The following is a 17,315-nucleotide window of genomic DNA, read 5'->3' on the forward strand; positions in this document are numbered from 1 at the left end:
ATTTTAGCTCAATTTCAGGCGCTGTCAATAAAGAAAGATAACCCGACATGTAATAACCCCTTTTCCCGTCCTGCTATGTCATATGAAGGACGAAACACTTTAAATAGCGCGTCTCGGGCATGCCAAGAAGGATGGGATGATCGGGTGATTGTCCCCTGATCTCCAGAATGGCAAACCTTCTTCCGCTTGCCAGTGATGCGTCCATGAGCACCTGGTGAAAGAGGGTTTCGGACATATGGTGTGAGCATGAACAGGTTATCAAGATGCCGCCCTCGGTCAGTTTCAGCATAACCCGCCGGTTCAGGTCGGTATAGCCCTTGATGGCACTGGAAAGAGCTTTTTTATTCTTGGCAAATGCGGGCGGATCGCAAATAATTACGTCAAAACGATCCTGATCGTTTTTGAGAAAATCGAAGACGTCGGCTCTTATAAAGGAACATCTGTCGGCAACGCCATTTTTCGTTGCGTTAACTTTCGCCCTTTCCAGAGCCGGGGCCGATTGATCTACCCCCACCACATATCTCGCCCCGTAGAGTGCAGCATGGATGGACCAGCCGCCATCGTAGCAAAAAAGATCCAGGACCCTTTTATCTTTTACGAGCTCTTTTAGCAACTTGCGGTTTTCCCGCTGGTCCAGATAAAGCCCTGTTTTTTGACCCTCTATTGGATCGACCCAGAACCACAGACCGTCAACGTTTACCCATAGGCCCTGTTCTGTAAGGCTTCCGAAAGCAATCCCCTTGTCCGTGTCAAGCCCTTCCAATTGTCTGGCCGAGCTGTCGTTTCGATAAACAATGCACCGGGGATTAAAAAGTTCTGCAAGCATTTTTACCAAAATCGGCTCGATGGCCGAAATGCCGTGAGTATTGGCCTGATAGACGAGTACATCGTCGTATCTGTCCACGATAAAGCCGGGCAGGCCGTCGGATTCGCCAAAGAATAACCGATATACCTTTGAGTCTTTAAAGATCCTCCGACGTAGAGAATTGGCCCTTGTCAGCAGGTCTCGAAAATATCCCAGCGTTGGTTTCTTCCCGGGAGGACAGAAAATTCTTATAGCGATCAGGGAGTTGGGATTAACGTATCCCAGCCCCAGGTAAGCGCCTTTGGCACTCACAACTCTGACCCAGCTCCCCGGTTTGAAACCTTTTAGAGAAACGGTTATCTCATTGCTGAATACCCACCTGTGGCCGTGAAGCAAGCGTTTTTCTCTACCCTTTTCCAGAATAACCTCCGGATAAGACTTTATATCGCCCGAAAATTCCATTTCGATACGCCTACCTCCATCCTGACGGAACAAAAAATTGGCGGGATAACCCGCCATAAGCAAATTTTTCTCAGACCGGCTTGAATTCCGCAAAGGGTGCTACCACTCAAGAAAGCTTTCAAGCTCTTTGCGTCGACTCCGATGCCTTAGCTTTCTCAGTGCTTTGGCCTCTATCTGGCGTATTCTTTCCCTCGTGACATGGAAATCCTGACCAACCTCCTCCAGGGTATGGTCGGCCTTTTCGCCTATGCCGAACCTCATTCTCAGTACCTTTTCTTCCCGCGGAGTCAGTGTGGCAAGGGCTCTTCTCGTTCTTTCCGTAAGGTTCAGGTTTATGACAGCCTCGGCCGGATTTACGGCCTTCTTGTCTTCGATAAAATCTCCGAGATGGCTATCCTCTTCTTCGCCGATCGGGGTTTCAAGGCTGATGGGCTCCTTTGCGATCTTTAAAATTTTTCTTACCTTGTCCACGGGAAGTTCCATCCGCTCTGCAATCTCTTCGGGCATGGGTTCTCGACCGAGTTCCTGCACCAGCTGGCGTGATGTACGTATTAACTTGTTTATTGTTTCGATCATGTGAACGGGGATGCGAATCGTTCTGGCCTGATCAGCGATTGCTCTGGTTATGGCCTGCCGTATCCACCAGGTGGCGTAAGTACTGAACTTGTAGCCCCTCTGATATTCAAACTTATCCACCGCTTTCATTAAGCCGATGTTTCCCTCCTGAATCAGATCCAGAAACTGAAGACCCCGGTTCGTGTATTTCTTGGCGATGCTAACAACCAGCCTCAGATTGGCTTCGATGAGTTCCGTTTTTGCCTGTTTGGCCTTTTGCATGCCGTCTTCAACCCGGCGAAGGAGCTGCCTGAGCGTTTTCGAGTCGAGCTTTGCTTCCATTTCAAGCTCGGTTATTTTCTCCCTGGCGGCCTGAGCCTTTTGAAAAAGCGCCTCAAATTGCTCGCCCGTCATACCGAACTGAGATGCAAGTTTGGAAATACCGTCATCTTCAGAAAGAGCTTCCTGATAAAGGCGTTGAATTTCATGGAAGGGTTTGCCACATCGGACGATGCACTCTTCAAGATCTCTCTCGGCACCTTCGATTCTTTCCAGATAATACTGAAGCTTTTCGACCACACGGTCGATCTGACATTTGCCAAGATGAAGGCCCTTGAGAAGGTTTACGATCTGTTCTTTGTTATTTTGAACGGCCTCCTTAAGTCTCTCTTCTTCTTCGGGGGGAAGATCATCCTGTAAAAGTTTCATCTGCATTTGCCGGTTTTCGTTGTCCAGATTTTCGACCTGGCTCAGTATAGATACTACATTGTTTTTTAATTCTTCCTTTTCCTCATCCGACATGTCGTCATCAAGTCCTCGAAGAACGTCGGTAACCTGTAGCTTTCCCGACTCCAGCTTTTCCCTTATAGAAAGGATTTCCTTAACCCCAATGGAAGATTCCATTATGGCATTGAAGACTTCTCGCTCTCCGGCCTCTATCCGCTTGGCAATTTCCACTTCTTCTTCTCTGCTGAGAAGGGCCACCTGACCCATTTCACGAAGATACATTCTTACGGGGTCTCCCACTCTGGTGGCCGTATCTTCCGCGTCCTCCGTTTCATCTTCTCCATCTTCAACTTCTTCTTCGTCGGTCGACAGCCCCGTTCTGGCTTTGTACATGGCAACTTCATCCTCGGAGTCGACGATCTCTATGTCCATTTCATCAAAGATCATCATCATGTCATCGAGCTTTTCAGGTGATACAAGATCTTCCGGCAAAACCTCGTTCAGCTCATCGTAGGTTAGATAACCCTTTTCCTTGCCGCGGGATATCAGCTCTTTAAGCTCTTCAATCTGAATCTGACGCTTCTCGTCCCTGGCATTATTTTTGGATGCTCCAGTCATATCCGTTCTCTCCCCCCTCTAATACTCATTTCACAGGCTTCAAGCGCCTGCAGTTCCTTCAAAAGCACCTTTATCGTTTCCACATCACCCTGCCTGTTTGCCTCAATGAGCTTATCCTTGAGGCGTGATTTTTCAATCTCAGAGCCCCGCTTTTTACAGGCTTTTATCAGATCCGCACAGGCCATAAGTGCCATTTCTTTATCGTAATATGGGTTATCGTCGACGACAATACGGGACAGGGCAGATTTTGCCGCATCCGTTGAAAGCTTTTCGTAAACCCCCTGAACGTCCAGTTCTCCATCACCCTGAACTGCCGCATCGACAACGGCACGGGCGACTTCAATCAAGGCCGGTGAAGCACAGGAAAGGGCTTCCCGAATCTGATCCCGAAATTCCCCGATAACCCAGGGGTTCTTGACCACTAGGCGAATTAGCTCTTCTTCGGGAGAGTACACAGGAGTGGTTTTGCCTTTTTCCGCCGGGTATTTATCTGAGGCTAATTTTTGGGAATTTCCCCGTCTTTTCGACCATTTTTTGAACTGAAACAGAATAGCGTCTTCCGGTACCTGTAAACCCTCGGAAATCTTTCGCACATAATCTCTCAGGATAATCGGATCGTCCAGATCCTTTAAGAACTCGTGAAGTTCTCTCACCACGGCAATTTTCCCTTCCGTAGTACCGTCCCAGTCTCGAATGTGCTCTTCCAGAACAAAGCTACCCAGCTCAATCCTCCTGCGAAAAAGTGCTTCAAAATCCTCACGATTGTGGCTTCGGAAATAGTCATCAGGATCAAGCCCTTCAGGTAATAAAACACAGCTAGCTCTGATCTGTTCTTTCAACAGAAAGGGAAAGATCCTCATCATAGCCTTCCGACCGGCACTATCCCCATCATAAACCAGGACGACCTCATCGACCATGCGTTTCAGAAGACGGGCATGACGTCCGGTGAAAGCAGTTCCCAGAGTGGCCACTACTCTAAACTCACCAACCCGATGGAAAGCCAGAGCGTCCATGTAACCTTCGACCAGGAAAACGAATCTGTTCCCGGATGTTAAGGAATCCAGGGCTTTTCTGGCCCTGTCATATTGATAAAGAAGGCTTCCTTTGTTGTATATGGGGGTTTCCGGGCTGTTTAGATATTTGGGTTCAGTACCGTCCAGACTTCTCCCTCCGAAGGCCACCACCCTGCCCTTCGTATCACGTATGGGAAAGATCAGCCGACGACGGAAGCGATCATAGATTCTGCCGCCGGAAGATTTTACAAAAAGCCCGGCTTTAATCCCTTTTTCCGGATCGAACCCCTTCCTTCGGAAGTGATTGAGTAATGCATCCCATTCATCGGGTGCATAGCCAAGCTTTTCTTCCTTCGCCAGCTTTTCCGGGACTCCACGCTTTCTGAGATATTCGTGGGCTTCCTTTCCTCTACGGTCGTAAAAGAGCAACCCGTGGTAAAATGCCTGAGCCTCTTCGATTAATTTATAAAGCTCTTCCTTTTCTCCTGCTCTGTTGGGATCTCCGGAACCGGCCTCCAGAGGAATGTTGTAGCGTTCCGCCAGATATCTGACCGCCTCATGGAAGTCCAATCCTCTATGTTTCATAACAAAGGCAATCACGTCACCACCCGTCCCGCAGCCGAAACAATAAAAGAGCTGCTTGTCGGGATCCACGAAAAAGGACGGGGTTTTTTCTGCATGAAATGGGCATAGTCCGGAGTATCTACGGCCGGATCTCTTCAGTCTTACCGTTTCAGACACGAGATCTACAAGATCAACAACTTCCTTGATCTGATCAACAAGACGATGTCCGGCCAAGGCAACTTTACCCTCTTGGAAGTGTTTTCAAACTACTGCAACACATCGGAAACGCTTATTTTTAACCAACACCCCTTTAAAAGTCCATAGCCGCCTTCGTAGAGTCGGAATGCCTCAAAAAAGCCTTAACTCAATGATGGGCTTCACCCTGTGAACGATAACTCTTATGTAATCTCTGGAAGAAGGAAAAAAGATGAATTTCTCAACAGACTCCCCGGGAAGTAGCCGATAGTCGGTAAGCTTTTCCTGCCATACTATGCGATCGTGAAGGGGTCTATCGACCACAAGGGCCCTGCCCGAGAGGGTGATGCAATAGAAGTCGTCGGGTTTAACGGAAATTTCTTCGGTGCCTCTGTTTTCAAGGCGTATTTTGAAAATATCCATAAAGAAAGGGCTTTCTTCGTCGGGAATCAGGGATTTCACCGGTACGGTGCCGTAATAGGTCGCACAGAAGAGCAGGTTTTCTTCTAAGGCACACTTCTCGCCACTTTCGCCAATTGTAGCAGCGTAAGTCTTAGGCCCCTCTTCCAGTAAACATATCAGGCATGCTAACAGTATTATCCCTTTGAGCAGCCTAGTAGGTCCACTTACCGTTCCTGTAGGAGAAAATTTCCGTGACATTCTGGTATCCACAGGGCTTGAATTGATCCGTATTACCTTCTTCCAGGCAGTAATTAATCACAGAATATTTCAAAATACCCACATAAGGAGATTCCGGTACGAGTGTCTTCTTCACCACCATTGATGTTACCTTTTCTATCGAGGAATACCCGGTTATTTTGACTTCGGGATCGGATTTATCCTGAAGCTCACAGGGCCGTTCTGGACTGTAACATCCCCGGGTTTTCAGTTTATGTAACCATTCTCTGCAGAAAGCATCAAATCCCGTCTGTGCCACAAGATCCTCCGCCCTGCTATCGACACCGATACTCAAAGCCAGAAGAAAAAGGACTGGCAAAAAAAGGGTTAAACGACGACCTTTCATTTAGAAACTCCATTTATAAAGAAATCCACCGTCTGGATCGTCAAAGCAAAATCCAGACGGCGGACAAAGGGTGGTATTATGCTTATTCGCTTATTTCACCACTTTTAGCTCCACTCGACGGTTTATTGCCCGACCTTCTGCCGTGGAATTATCGGCCTTAGGTCGGCTTTCGCCGAAGCCAACGGTTTTCATTCTATCGGGTGATATACCGTGGCTTACGAAGTAGTCGAAAACAGCCTTAGCACGACGCTCGGAAAGCTTCTGGTTGTACTCATCCGTTCCGATCGAGTCCGTATGTCCTTCAATTATGATCTTTATGTCAGGATGCTTCTTCAGGATTTCAACACCTTCGTCGAGCACGGGCACCCACTCGGGCTTGATGTCGTACTTGTCGAAATCGAAATGAATGCCTCTGAGGACTATCACTTCTTCCTCTTCGGGCACTTCTTCGTAGAATACGTCTTTTACAAACTGAGCCAGAGCCTGTTTGTCCGTAAGCAGGGTAAGCCCGTCTGCCTGGACGCAGTTGCCTATCTGGCTAATCTGGTTGAGGATATTCTGTCCGTACTCCGTTTCGGCAAAGGACACAACGTGGAAGCAAAGATTGGAATATTTGCTGGCAAGAGACCTGGCTTCCATAACCGGGTCTGTTCCCTCATTGGCTTCGCCGTCTGAGAATATGATAACGGCCTTTCTTCCATCCATTCGGGCGAGCAAAGGATCAATTCCACTTATACCGGGGCCCATTGGAGTTCTTCTCCCATAAATTCCCTGATCTTCCGGTATGCCGACTATAGCCTGACTGAAGGCGGCCCGGTCGTAAACTCTGGGGGCCAGCACTTCCTTAAGCGGCGCGAAAAGCTCAATAGCTCCCTGATAACCCAGTTCCGGAATCATTTCGTTCATATCGGCGAGAACCTGCTTGGCAAGCCTGATCTTCACATCCTTTTGCTTTCCGTGAGTCATATACATCGATCCCGATTGATCGACGAAGAGGATGAAGTGATCCACTTTGGGAACCATCTTGGCCTGGACCAGGCTTGCTCCAAATAAGACCAGTGCCATCACAGCAACAAAACCTGCGAAACCCTTTCTTCTCATAGCCTAACCTCCGTTTTTTGGTTTTACCCGGTTACCTCATATTTTACAAAGCGCCACCCTTTGAAAAAATACTCTATCCCACACAACAAAAGAACACCCGATCCAAAACCACTTCACAAGATAAAAGCCATAGAGAGTTTGAAAATAGTGTTTTTACTTAAGAAGCCCCGTCTGCAAGTATCATATCAATCGTTTGACCCATACAAGGCCCAGCTTTTCATCGGCGTTGTATTTAAAAAATCTCTCCAGCAGAGAAGCATCGCTTGCTTCGCGTAGCGAAAGAAGACGATCAAAATCCTTTTCTACCACGATATTGCAAACGTCAACAGGCACATTCTGTATGAAAGTTAACTCTTCCTCGGTCCACAACTCACCGGCTATCTCGTAAACCCCTTTTTCAACCGCATTAATGCTACATACCTTGTAGCATGCTCCGCACTCGCACTTATAAACCGCATCAAAGTCCGAAGGAACGGGAAGACAGGTTTCGCAGAAAGGACATACGATTATGTGACTTGGAACCTTCTGGGGACCGAATGCTACCATGGAAGCCCACTGAACCTCCTCTCATTCAATCAATTATAAGGTCTGCTTCATTACCACAAATAGAACAGGTTCTCACCTCTTTTTTCCGTACCTCTTCCCCGCTATCATCTACTCTCACATAAGAACACCTGATGATCATCTCCGCCTCGTTACCACAATTCTCACAAACACAAACTTCTCTTCTTTCTTCCATCGGAACCAACCCTCCGCAAACAAACCCTTATCACCGAAACCGTCCTTTAAAATATAGGCACTACAATTGAAAATGGCAAATTTAAACAGTAACTCTTCGTAACCTTTTGCTACTATCTGACCAGGAAGGTATCAATCCGCCGTCGGTCAATAGGTTTAACGGTAACCGTCTCAATACCCTCTTCTTTTGTTAATTCTACGGTCACCATGTCGTCTGGATCAGCATCGCTGAAGGCTGCCACAATGGAGGCCGCAAGCTCTATTCGGTCGTTATCATATCCTCCGCACAGGATACCTCTTGGTCCGGGAATGCCGAGCACTTTAAGCCTGATCTCCTCTGGTGAAGAAGTGAGAGTGTCCAGTCTTTTGTTGTCCGCTGCGTTTCTGCCGACAAAGAGAATGGCCCGATCGCCGATTACGCAAAGTCGCCCGCTTTTTATCATTTCTATGTGCCGGACCTCTGCATCCGGCATAATCTCAAGGAGCTTTTTCAGCTTTCTTGAAAATCCCTCCTTGGTAAGAAGGCATCCACCTGCGGGGGTAGCATAGGTTTTGAGTCCGTAAGTTTCTGCAAGCTTCATCTGTTCTTTACGGCTTCTGCCTCGAATGGCCAGCAGCTTCTCCCGATCGACAAGGCCCTTTTTCTCAGGCTCGGTTTCCGGGAGGAGCTTTGCACTGAGGGGGCGTAGAATGATTCCCTCGTACCGGGACAGTTTTTCAACACTTCGCAGTGCATCACGTCGCTGGCTCATTGGCCTTTGTCCCAGTACCTCTCCCGTGAATATAAAGTCAGCCCCCTCTTCCTCCATGATCCTTCCTGCCACTCTCAACATAAGGCCGTGGCAATCAATGCAGGGATTCATATTTGATCCGTAACCATACCTGGGGTTTTTCACTATCTCCAGATGTTCATGAGAAATATCCACAACACGTATCGGAATCCCTGCTTCTGTCGCAGCCCTGACCGCCATCTCGCAGTCCCAAAAAGGCGTGGCGAAGCTGATGCCGAGAACATCTATGTTCTGATCCTGAAGGACCTTTGCGGCAAGAAGGCTGTCAAGTCCTCCTGAAATTAAACCTATTGCCTTTACCTTACGTTCCGTCATCTACTCGATCTCCGAAAATCACCTATCCCAGGATCCGGATTTAAAGCCCGAGACATCAAGGGTCACAAAACCAAACCCAAGGTTTCGGGCAAGGTTTATTACGCTTACGCGACAACTATTGTCGAACAGCAGAACAAAATCCACAGGATCCAATTCAATCCTGACCAGGTTTTCTGACGGATGGTATCTTGCCCTTACCGGTCCGCGGCAGAAAGACTTGAGAAGGTTTTCGAGCCCATCAAGTCTTGACAGGATACTACCGTCCAATTGCGTCCCATAGGGCAATCTTGTGGCCAGGCAACTTTCTGGCCTTATGAGCTCTGCCGGAAGCTTTATAATGTCCCGGAACAATCGGAGTATTTCCCGGGAGTCAATTCCCGCCACAGCCAGGGGGCTTATAACCCCGCGTTCTCGCAATGCCCGAACGCCGGGCCTTCTGGATTCCTCATCATCTGCTACCGTCCCGTCGCAGAGGCCATCGCATCCAAGGGAACTGGCCAGTTCTACAAGCTTATTCATGAGTATTTTTTTACAATGGTAACATCGATCGGGTGCATTCTGAAGAACCTCAGGAGCTTTCAGAACACTGCAGGAAACCCTTATGAGCCCGGGGCGCAAATCCAGAGCCTTCAGCACGCTGGAGGCTCTTTCTTTTTCCGAAGAAGGGAGAAGTTCGTGTTCGAGGAACACGGGGATAACGTTTGAAGAGGTTAAACATGAGGCAAACCACAGAAGAGCGGTGCTGTCTTTTCCGCCGGAGTAGGCGAGAAGCCATTTCTTGCGACTTTCCAGAATTTCCCTAACCTTTGCCCACCGTTCGTTTTCCAGTAACCCCGTCAACTTCATCGTCACTGTGGACATCCGGGAAGATACTCCTGTGGTTTTCCGAGCAAAAAGGATCCGCTTTTTATCCAGTTCTTAAGAATTTCTGCAATTTCCCGTGCTCTTAAGTAGCTCGAAAGAGGAACTGTGGGCACTTCCTTTCCCCGGATCCTGATTACGCCCTTTTTCAGTTCCGCATAGGATACTTCCCCGAGCGGTTCGCTTTCGGTGAAGCTATAGTCTTTCACCTGAGTTACTATATCTTCGTCAGAAACCCCGGTATAGTAGGCCATTTCTTCATCGAGCACGGGGATTGGGATTCCAATTCCCACTGCAAGGGAGCACCCGTAGCCCAGGATACTCACGCCCACCAGCCATCTTGGTTGCATCTGTTTGAGATCGCCGAGAACCATCAAGGTACCCGCAGGCCCACGGGGTATGCCCCTATCGTTTCGGGGCACATTGGGGTTGTGCTGAGTTCCATGCCAGACGACGTAACCGATGCCTCCCCCGAGAAATATGCGGGTTCCCATGCCGATTGTTCGGTAATAGGGATCGTTCAGCAGGGGGCTGAGGGCGCCCGAAGTCGAATAATTGGCGTTGCCCAGTTTTGGCTTAAGAACACCCATGTAAGTGTAAAGAGTTTTTCTGGATAGGTTTACCGCACAATTATAATTTTGATAAGCGTTTCTCGGATTGCAGAGCACCGCATTGGGAAGATCTTTCAGATAGACCGTTTTTTCCACATAACGGTTGGGATAGCAGTCGGTTCCGTAAGCTTCTGCCTTAAGCACCACGGGTTTTCCGCTAACAAGATCGTGAATCACATGTCCTCCGCCGTATTCAAACAATCCGGGATGAATCTTATTCAGTGGGTCTTCGAGGGCGGGTTCTGTGGCTCCCAGGTAGATATCCACTGCGGCAAGTCCTGCATAGGCGGGTACATTATTCAACAGGACCCGATGTGCCTTGATGGGCGGTTTGGTATGTCCGAAGTTTATGAATACTCCGGAGGAACACATGGGGGCAAAGGTTCCCGTTGTAACCACATCCACTTCTTCTGCCGCCCGTTTTTCACCCTTTTCTCTGACTATTCGGGTCATCTCCTCGGCCGTTACCACCACAACCTTCCCGCTTTTGATCTTTTCGTTTATTTCCTCATAGGTCTTAACAACCGCCATATCTCTTCCCCCATGGAGTCCCGGATTTCAGGGACCTTTATATTTCATGGAACGACACCGTTCCCTCAAGCACCGCCTTTTTAAGCCTCAGTATCGATCGCCTCCAGGTATGTTTGATTTGCGTGTAAGTTTTACGGTCTTTCTGAGAAAGCATGTGTGCGTATTCAAGGGACTTCTCGAAGAGTTCTTCGGGAGGATAGGCTCCGTCCACAATGCGGAGCTCCGCGGCTTCACGCCCCCCTATCCTTCGTCCCGTAAGGATCAACTCCTTTACAGCGTGGGGATTGGGAAGCATCTCAACAATCTCCTGCATAAGCAAAGAAAAGGGTATCTTGATGTCCACCTCAGGGAAACAGAACCAGCCCCGGTCTTCTCTCATAAACCGGAAATCCAGTGCAGAGGCAAGGATTGCACCGCCGGCAAAGGTGTGTCCCGTAAGGCATCCTACCGTGGGAAGGTTTAAAAGAGCAGCCCTCAAAAAGACCCTGTCCATAAGGGAGGCAAATTCTAGAAAATACTCCTTTGGCTGGGTGCTCAGCCACTCAAGATCAATTCCCGTACACCAGTACTTCGGGGAGTTACTTGTAATCAGTAAGGCGAGATTGCCCTCCGTGTTCTCGATTTCGTCAAAAGTTTCAAGATATTCTTCCAGCACATCCCGCCTGAATGTATTTGCCTCGTCTCCTCTGGTCAGGGTCATCACCACTACCGACCCGTCTCTCTGCAACTCCATGTAGCGTCCCATTTAATCCCCCTCCGTAATACCTTATGTTCTGTAACGGGCATTAATATCGATGTACCCGTGAGTAAGATCACAGGTCCAGACGGTCGCCTCCTCGCTACCCGCCGCAAGATCCAGGCATATACGAAATCGCGGTCGTGAAAAGATCTCTGTTGCCCTCTTCTCCACTTCTTCGTCATCCAGGGGTCTGCCGTCTTTGAAAACGCAAAGGTTGTCAAAGTACAGGGAAAGCCGATCGGGGTCAAAGGAAACACCGGCACGACCGGCAGCAGCAACGACACGCCCCCAGTTAGCGTCACCTCCGTATATGGCCGTTTTCACCAGCGGCGACTGGGCTACGGTTTTTGCTACGGCCATCGCCGCATCTCGTGTTGGCGCCCCAATAACACGAATTTCTACGGTTTTCGTTGCTCCTTCGCCATCTTCAACAATCTGTATTGCCAGGTCTCTGCAGACAGCTTCTAGAAGCAATTCGAAAAATTCGAGCTTTTTGGGCTCGTCTTTGCCGACCACGGCTCCTTCGGGATGACACGATGCCAGTACCAGAACCGTATCATTTGTGCTCGTGTCGCCGTCGACGGTTATTGCATTGAAGGTTTTGTCGGTCACCTGCGAAAGAATTTCCTGCAGAGTATCCGGTTCTATGGAAACATCAGTACAGATAAAGGCGAGCATGGTTGCCATGTTTGGCGCTATCATGCCCGATCCTTTAGCCACACCACCTACACGGATAATAGAACTATCAATTTCGCCTTCTGCGCAGGCAACCTTCGGCCGGGTATCCGTCGTCATGATGGCCCTTGCTACCAGATCCCAGGCATCGGGGGAAAGGTTACTCAGGAGCTCGGGGATTCTGGCTTCAATAGTTTCAACCTTTATGTGGTTCCCGATAACCCCTGTTGATGCAACCAGCACAGAGGTTTCTCTAAGTCTCAGCCTTTCCGCCAGAAGCCGTGCAGTTCTCTTTGCTCTTACCAGTCCCTCCAGACCCGTGCATGCGTTGGCTATTCCGGCATTTATTAGTACCGCCCCAACTCTCCCGCCGGACTCCTTCAGGTGCTCCCGGCTGATTTTAACCGGAGCCGCCTCAAAGAGATTTTTCGTGAACACACCCCCACAGGCGGCACCTTCGGGGTTTTCACAGAGAATCAGGGCAAGGTCAGGCCTTCCACGGTACCTCATTCCCGTTTCAACTGCATTTACGAGGAAGCCGGGAATTGCAAAGGGCTTCCTATCGACCACAACATCGCTTGTACTTTTTGCCGCTTCCGCAGGGACAGGGCTCATTTCTACCCACCTTCTTTTTGCTTTTTACGGGTTGCCGCTTATTAGCCGAGCCTTCTCCTCCGCCGTAATAAAGGGGCTGAGACTCGCGCTCCGCCTTCAATCTGGATACTTCCTCTTCCTGCTGGATCCTGATACGGAAAAGCATTCTTACCGTATCGGCCTTAATCCTTTCAATCATTTCGTCAAAAAGATAGTGAGCCTCCCGTTTATAGGCCACGAGAGGGTCCTCCTGACCGTAGCCTCTGAGTCCGATCCCTTCTTTCAGGTGATCCATGCTGAGCAGGTGATCCTTCCAGTGATTATCCACGTTCTGTAGCAGGATGAAGCTTTCAAGCTGGCGAAGTAGTTCGGCCCCCAGTTCTCCTTCCCTCTCGTTATACTTACTCAAAGCCCTCCGGTATAAAAAGTCCCGGATCCCCCCGGCGTCCCGGAATCCTTCAAGCTCCTGGGCTGAGAGGGCGATTCCGGTAGAACTGTAGAATTCCCTGACCAGGCCTTCGAGGTTCCACTCATCGGGCGTTACTTCATCGTTACAGTAAAGGCTGACCATAGAGTCGATCACGTCACGGATCATATCTTCGATTACGGGCCTCAGATTACCCCCTGCCAGGGCCTCCCGCCTCTGTTTGTAGATGATCTCCCGTTGCGTGTTCATAACGTCGTCGAACTCAAGTAGCTGTTTTCTAATGCTGAAATTGTGAGCTTCGACCTGCTTCTGAGCATTCTCAATAGCCCTGGTGACAAGGGGATGTTCAATGGGGACATCATCTTCCATTCCGATCTTGTCCATAATCCTGGCAACCCTATCGGAAGCGAAGATTCTCATGAGGTCGTCTTCAAGAGACAGATAGAACCTGGAGGATCCGGGATCGCCCTGACGGCCGGCGCGGCCACGAAGCTGATTATCGATACGTCTGGATTCATGGCGCTCCGTGCCTATTACATGTAACCCCCCCAATTCCGCAACGCCCTCACCCAATACGATGTCGGTACCTCGACCGGCCATATTCGTTGATATGGTTACGGCTCCTCGCTGGCCGGCTCTGGCAATGATTTCGGCCTCTTTTTCATGGTGCTTCGCATTAAGCACCTGGTGGGGAATTCCTTCTTTTTTGAGCATCGCACTCAGGCGTTCGGACTTTTCAATGCTAACCGTTCCCACCAGAACCGGTCGTCCCTGACGATGAAGCTCTACTATCTCCCTCACCACCGCCCGGAATTTTTCTTTCTCCGTTTTGTAGATACAGTCCGGGTAATCTATTCGGATCATCTTTTTATGAGTGGGTATTACTATGACATCGAGCTTATAGATCTGAGCAAATTCTTCGGCCTCTGTTTCCGCCGTTCCGGTCATGCCGGCGAGCTTTTCGTACATACGGAAGTAATTCTGAAAGGTTATGGTGGCCAGGGTCTGGTTTTCATTCTCTATTCTGACGCCCTCTTTAGCTTCCAGAGCCTGATGAAGCCCATCGCTGTAGCGCCTCCCCGGCATGAGCCGGCCGGTAAATTCGTCAACGATTATCACCTTTCCAGACTTAACGACGTAGTGAACGTCCCGCTTGAAAAGGTAGTGTGCCTTAAGTGCCTGGTTCACGTGATGGAGCAGATCAATGTGGTGCGGATCGTACAGATTATCCACCCCGAGAAGCTCTTCCACCTTTGCAACGCCTTCTTCCGTCAGTACAACGGCCTGGCTCTTTTCGTCCACCGTGAAGTGTTGATCTCTTTTAAGCTTCGGTATAATCCTGTTAACCCGGTAGTAAAGCTCTGTGGATTTTTCCGAAGGACCGCTTATAATCAGCGGAGTTCTGGCTTCGTCTATAAGGATGCTGTCCACTTCGTCAACTATTGCGTAATAGAGGTCCCTCTGGACCATGTCCTCAAGCCGGAATTTCATGTTGTCCCGGAGATAATCAAAACCAAACTCGTTGTTGGTTCCGTAGGTTACGTCTGCCTGATATGCCTTCTTGCGTTCTGAGTCGGGAAGACCGTGTACGATGCATCCTACAGAAAGCCCCAGAAATCTGTAGACCTTGCCCATCCATTCGCTGTCCCGTCGGGCAAGATAGTCGTTCACCGTGACGACGTGAACCCCTCTGCCCAGCAGAGCGTTTAGATAGACGGGCATGGTGGCAACCAGAGTTTTACCCTCTCCCGTTTTCATCTCGGCGATCTTACCCTGATGGAGCACGATCCCGCCTACAAGCTGAACATCGAAGGGTCTCATGCCCAGAACGCGCCGCGCTGCTTCTCTTACGACCGCAAAAGCTTCCGGGAGAAGATCATCCAGGCTTGCCCCCCGATTCAACTTCTCCTTGAATTCCCAGGTCTTGGCCTGCAGTTCTGCATCACTTAGCTTCATCATGGATTGCTCAAGGCTGTTGATATGGTCCACCAGAGGAGCAAGCCCCTGGAGATAGCGTTCGTTGTAGCTTTTAAAAAGCCTTTTTACTATCCGCTTTAACATGACGGTAGACCTCCTGAACCGTTTCTCACAGAGTGCATAAAGGCATAACGCACCATTTGATTGCGGTCAAATGGGTTTAGCGAAGGGCGTACCGATTAAAAGAAAAATTAACTGAGTCCGTATTTCTTCAACTTGCGGGCAACGGTGGACTGGTTGATCTTCAGTACTTCGGCTATCTTCTGCTGAGTCCTGTAACGAGATAGCATCTCTTTGAAAATACGCTCTTCAAATTCTTCAATTATCTCACGAAAGCCTTTTTCGACAGCTCCGTCGATCGGGTTATCAACAGACGGTCTCCTTTCTTTTTCCATTTCCCCGAGCTCTTCCGGAAGATCCTCCGGACCTATCACATCACCGTATGACATGGCGACCAGCCTTTCGCAAAGATTCATGAGCTCCCGAACATTTCCGGGATAGTCGTACCTGACGAGGATTCTGAGCACAGAAGGGCTGAGCCGCTTTTCGGCACCCATAGACCTGGAGAAATGCCGAATGTAATGGTCCAGCAACGGCAGTATGTCCTCCGTACGCTCCCTGAGCGGGGGAACACGTATGGGAATTACGTTCAATCTGTAGTACAGATCCTGACGAAACTTCCCACACCTGACCAGATCGTCAAGGGGCCTATTTGTAGCGGCAATAATCCGCACGTTAACGCTTCTGCGTTTTGTTCCCCCTACCCTCGTAAACCTGCCGTCTTCAAGAAAGTGAAGAAGCTTTGCCTGAGTTTCCTGGGAAAGCTCCCCAACTTCATCCAGAAGAACCGTCCCTCCGTGAGCAACCTCAAGGAGCCCCGGTTTTCCCGATTTTCTTGCACCGGTGAAGGCCCCGGCCTCATAACCAAAGAGCTCGGATTCCACAAGAGAATCGGGCAATGCTGCACAATTTATCTTCATAAAGGGGGCATAGGCCCTGTGGCTGTACTTGTGGATCAATTCGGCGATCAGTCCCTTGCCAACTCCGGATTCACCCAGCAGAAGAACCGTTGAGTCCACCCTGGCGGCCCTCACTGCCTGATCCAGCACTTTCAGCATAGCCGGGCTTCGTGCGATGATCTGATGGGACATCATTTCTTCAAGCTGTAGCTTCAGGATTTGCTCGAGATATTCGTTTTTAAGCGCTTCCCTTTCAAGAAGTTCTCTATGAAGCTCCTCTATTTCCGTAATGTCCCTCTCGGTCACGACAACACGAACTATGTTCCCATTATCGTCAAAAACCGGGGTACCCGTAACAATGAGCTTTCTTCCGGTGCGGGTCTCCTGTAGCAGATGAACCACCTTTCCCGTTCGAAGGACTTCCAGGGTTGCGGATTTATTAACAAACCCTTCTTCAACAAGTTCTTTCATGGATCTCCCGACGACGTCTTCCGCCTTTATGCCGTTGATTCTCTCCGAAGCGGGATTGATCCTCACAACCTTTGCGTCGGCATCACAGATCCAGAGTCCATCATGGGAAGAGTTTATTATTGTTTCCAGTTCGGCCGTCGTGCGTCGGAAATGGAATAATTCCTCCACTATGGCTTCAAAGCGACCTTTCTCTTCAAGGCTACAGAGGGCTCCCCTGTGGGACAGTCCGCCACGGTAAGCACGTACCCTCAAGACATAGTCTCTTCCGCCAATTCTGACGGAGCAAACGGAATGACCCGTCTTCCCGATAATTACCGCCTGAACGGGTTGCCATAAGTCGGGATAAAGGGTGACGAGTAATGCATTTTTCTGAAGCCCAAAGCTTTTTTCGGCGCATTTGTTGGATAGAACAATCCTTCCTTCACCATCGACCAGAAACCAGGCTTCATGGACAGGATCCGGAAGAATAGTCTCACCGGATGAGCGGGATAAGCCGTCAGGCATATCGTCGGGCAGGATATTTGAAAACATCATCACTTATGCAATCCTGCATAATACGGTTG

The 17,315-nt window shown here is 49.4% G+C and carries 15 protein-coding genes; all 15 read right to left on the bottom strand.

All coding sequences use genetic code 11. The features are described from left to right. Positions 1-73: 73 nt before the first annotated feature. Complete coding sequence (locus tag BM091_RS09260) at positions 74-1,324, bottom strand: class I SAM-dependent rRNA methyltransferase (RefSeq protein ID WP_093395236.1); 1,251 nt, start codon at positions 1,322-1,324, stop codon at positions 74-76. A gap of 42 nt (positions 1,325-1,366) precedes the next feature. Next, positions 1,367-3,166, bottom strand: a complete 1,800-nt coding sequence (rpoD, locus tag BM091_RS09265) for an RNA polymerase sigma factor RpoD (RefSeq protein WP_093395238.1) — start codon at positions 3,164-3,166, stop codon at positions 1,367-1,369. Further along, a complete protein-coding gene (gene dnaG, locus BM091_RS09270) occupies positions 3,163-4,977 on the bottom strand; it encodes a DNA primase (protein ID WP_093395240.1) in 1,815 nt (604 codons plus the stop codon). The genes rpoD and dnaG overlap by 4 nt, the downstream gene beginning before the upstream one ends. Before the next feature lie 114 nt (positions 4,978-5,091). After that, entirely contained in the window at positions 5,092-5,598 is a 507-nt protein-coding gene (locus tag BM091_RS09275; protein ID WP_093395242.1) for a hypothetical protein, read from the bottom strand. After that, the gene (locus BM091_RS09280) at positions 5,552-5,962 is read right to left on the bottom strand and encodes a hypothetical protein (RefSeq protein WP_093395244.1); all 411 of its coding nucleotides are present in this window, start codon (positions 5,960-5,962) and stop codon (positions 5,552-5,554) included. The genes BM091_RS09275 and BM091_RS09280 overlap by 47 nt, the downstream gene beginning before the upstream one ends. A 90-nt stretch (positions 5,963-6,052) precedes the next feature. Continuing rightward, entirely contained in the window at positions 6,053-7,063 is a 1,011-nt protein-coding gene (locus BM091_RS09285; RefSeq protein ID WP_093395246.1) for an OmpA family protein, read from the bottom strand. Between the two features lie 180 nt (positions 7,064-7,243). Next, positions 7,244-7,609 carry a hypothetical protein gene (locus BM091_RS09290; protein WP_093395248.1) on the bottom strand — a complete coding sequence of 122 codons (366 nt, stop codon included), beginning with the start codon at positions 7,607-7,609 and terminating at the stop codon, positions 7,244-7,246. Positions 7,610-7,634: 25 nt separating this feature from the next. Next, entirely contained in the window at positions 7,635-7,802 is a 168-nt protein-coding gene (locus tag BM091_RS13950; RefSeq protein ID WP_177193597.1) for a hypothetical protein, read from the bottom strand. A 112-nt stretch (positions 7,803-7,914) separates the two neighbouring features. Beyond that, the gene (locus tag BM091_RS09295; RefSeq protein WP_093395249.1) at positions 7,915-8,907 is read right to left on the bottom strand and encodes a tRNA 4-thiouridine(8) synthase ThiI; all 993 of its coding nucleotides are present in this window, start codon (positions 8,905-8,907) and stop codon (positions 7,915-7,917) included. Between the two features lie 18 nt (positions 8,908-8,925). Then, positions 8,926-9,768: an ATP-dependent sacrificial sulfur transferase LarE gene (gene larE, locus BM091_RS09300; protein WP_143083127.1), complete on the bottom strand. Its 843-nt coding sequence runs from the start codon at positions 9,766-9,768 to the stop codon at positions 8,926-8,928. Then, on the bottom strand, positions 9,756-10,910 hold the full coding sequence (locus BM091_RS09305; RefSeq protein ID WP_093395253.1) for a homocysteine biosynthesis protein: 1,155 nt from the start codon (positions 10,908-10,910) through the stop codon (positions 9,756-9,758). The genes larE and BM091_RS09305 overlap by 13 nt, the downstream gene beginning before the upstream one ends. A 37-nt stretch (positions 10,911-10,947) precedes the next feature. Next, a complete protein-coding gene (locus BM091_RS09310; protein ID WP_093395255.1) occupies positions 10,948-11,655 on the bottom strand; it encodes an enoyl-CoA hydratase/isomerase family protein in 708 nt (235 codons plus the stop codon). A 21-nt stretch (positions 11,656-11,676) separates the two neighbouring features. Continuing rightward, positions 11,677-12,939: a bifunctional glutamate N-acetyltransferase/amino-acid acetyltransferase ArgJ gene (argJ, locus tag BM091_RS09315; protein ID WP_093395257.1), complete on the bottom strand. Its 1,263-nt coding sequence runs from the start codon at positions 12,937-12,939 to the stop codon at positions 11,677-11,679. Continuing rightward, entirely contained in the window at positions 12,884-15,406 is a 2,523-nt protein-coding gene (gene secA / locus BM091_RS09320) for a preprotein translocase subunit SecA (RefSeq protein ID WP_093395259.1), read from the bottom strand. Before secA ends, argJ begins: the two co-directional genes overlap by 56 nt. A 107-nt stretch (positions 15,407-15,513) precedes the next feature. Then, the gene (locus tag BM091_RS09325) at positions 15,514-17,286 is read right to left on the bottom strand and encodes a sigma-54 interaction domain-containing protein (protein ID WP_218148863.1); all 1,773 of its coding nucleotides are present in this window, start codon (positions 17,284-17,286) and stop codon (positions 15,514-15,516) included. Positions 17,287-17,315 lie beyond the last annotated feature (29 nt).

Origin of the sequence: Thermodesulforhabdus norvegica (assembly GCF_900114975.1) — a bacterium.
Lineage (GTDB): Bacteria > Desulfobacterota > Syntrophobacteria > Syntrophobacterales > Thermodesulforhabdaceae > Thermodesulforhabdus > Thermodesulforhabdus norvegica.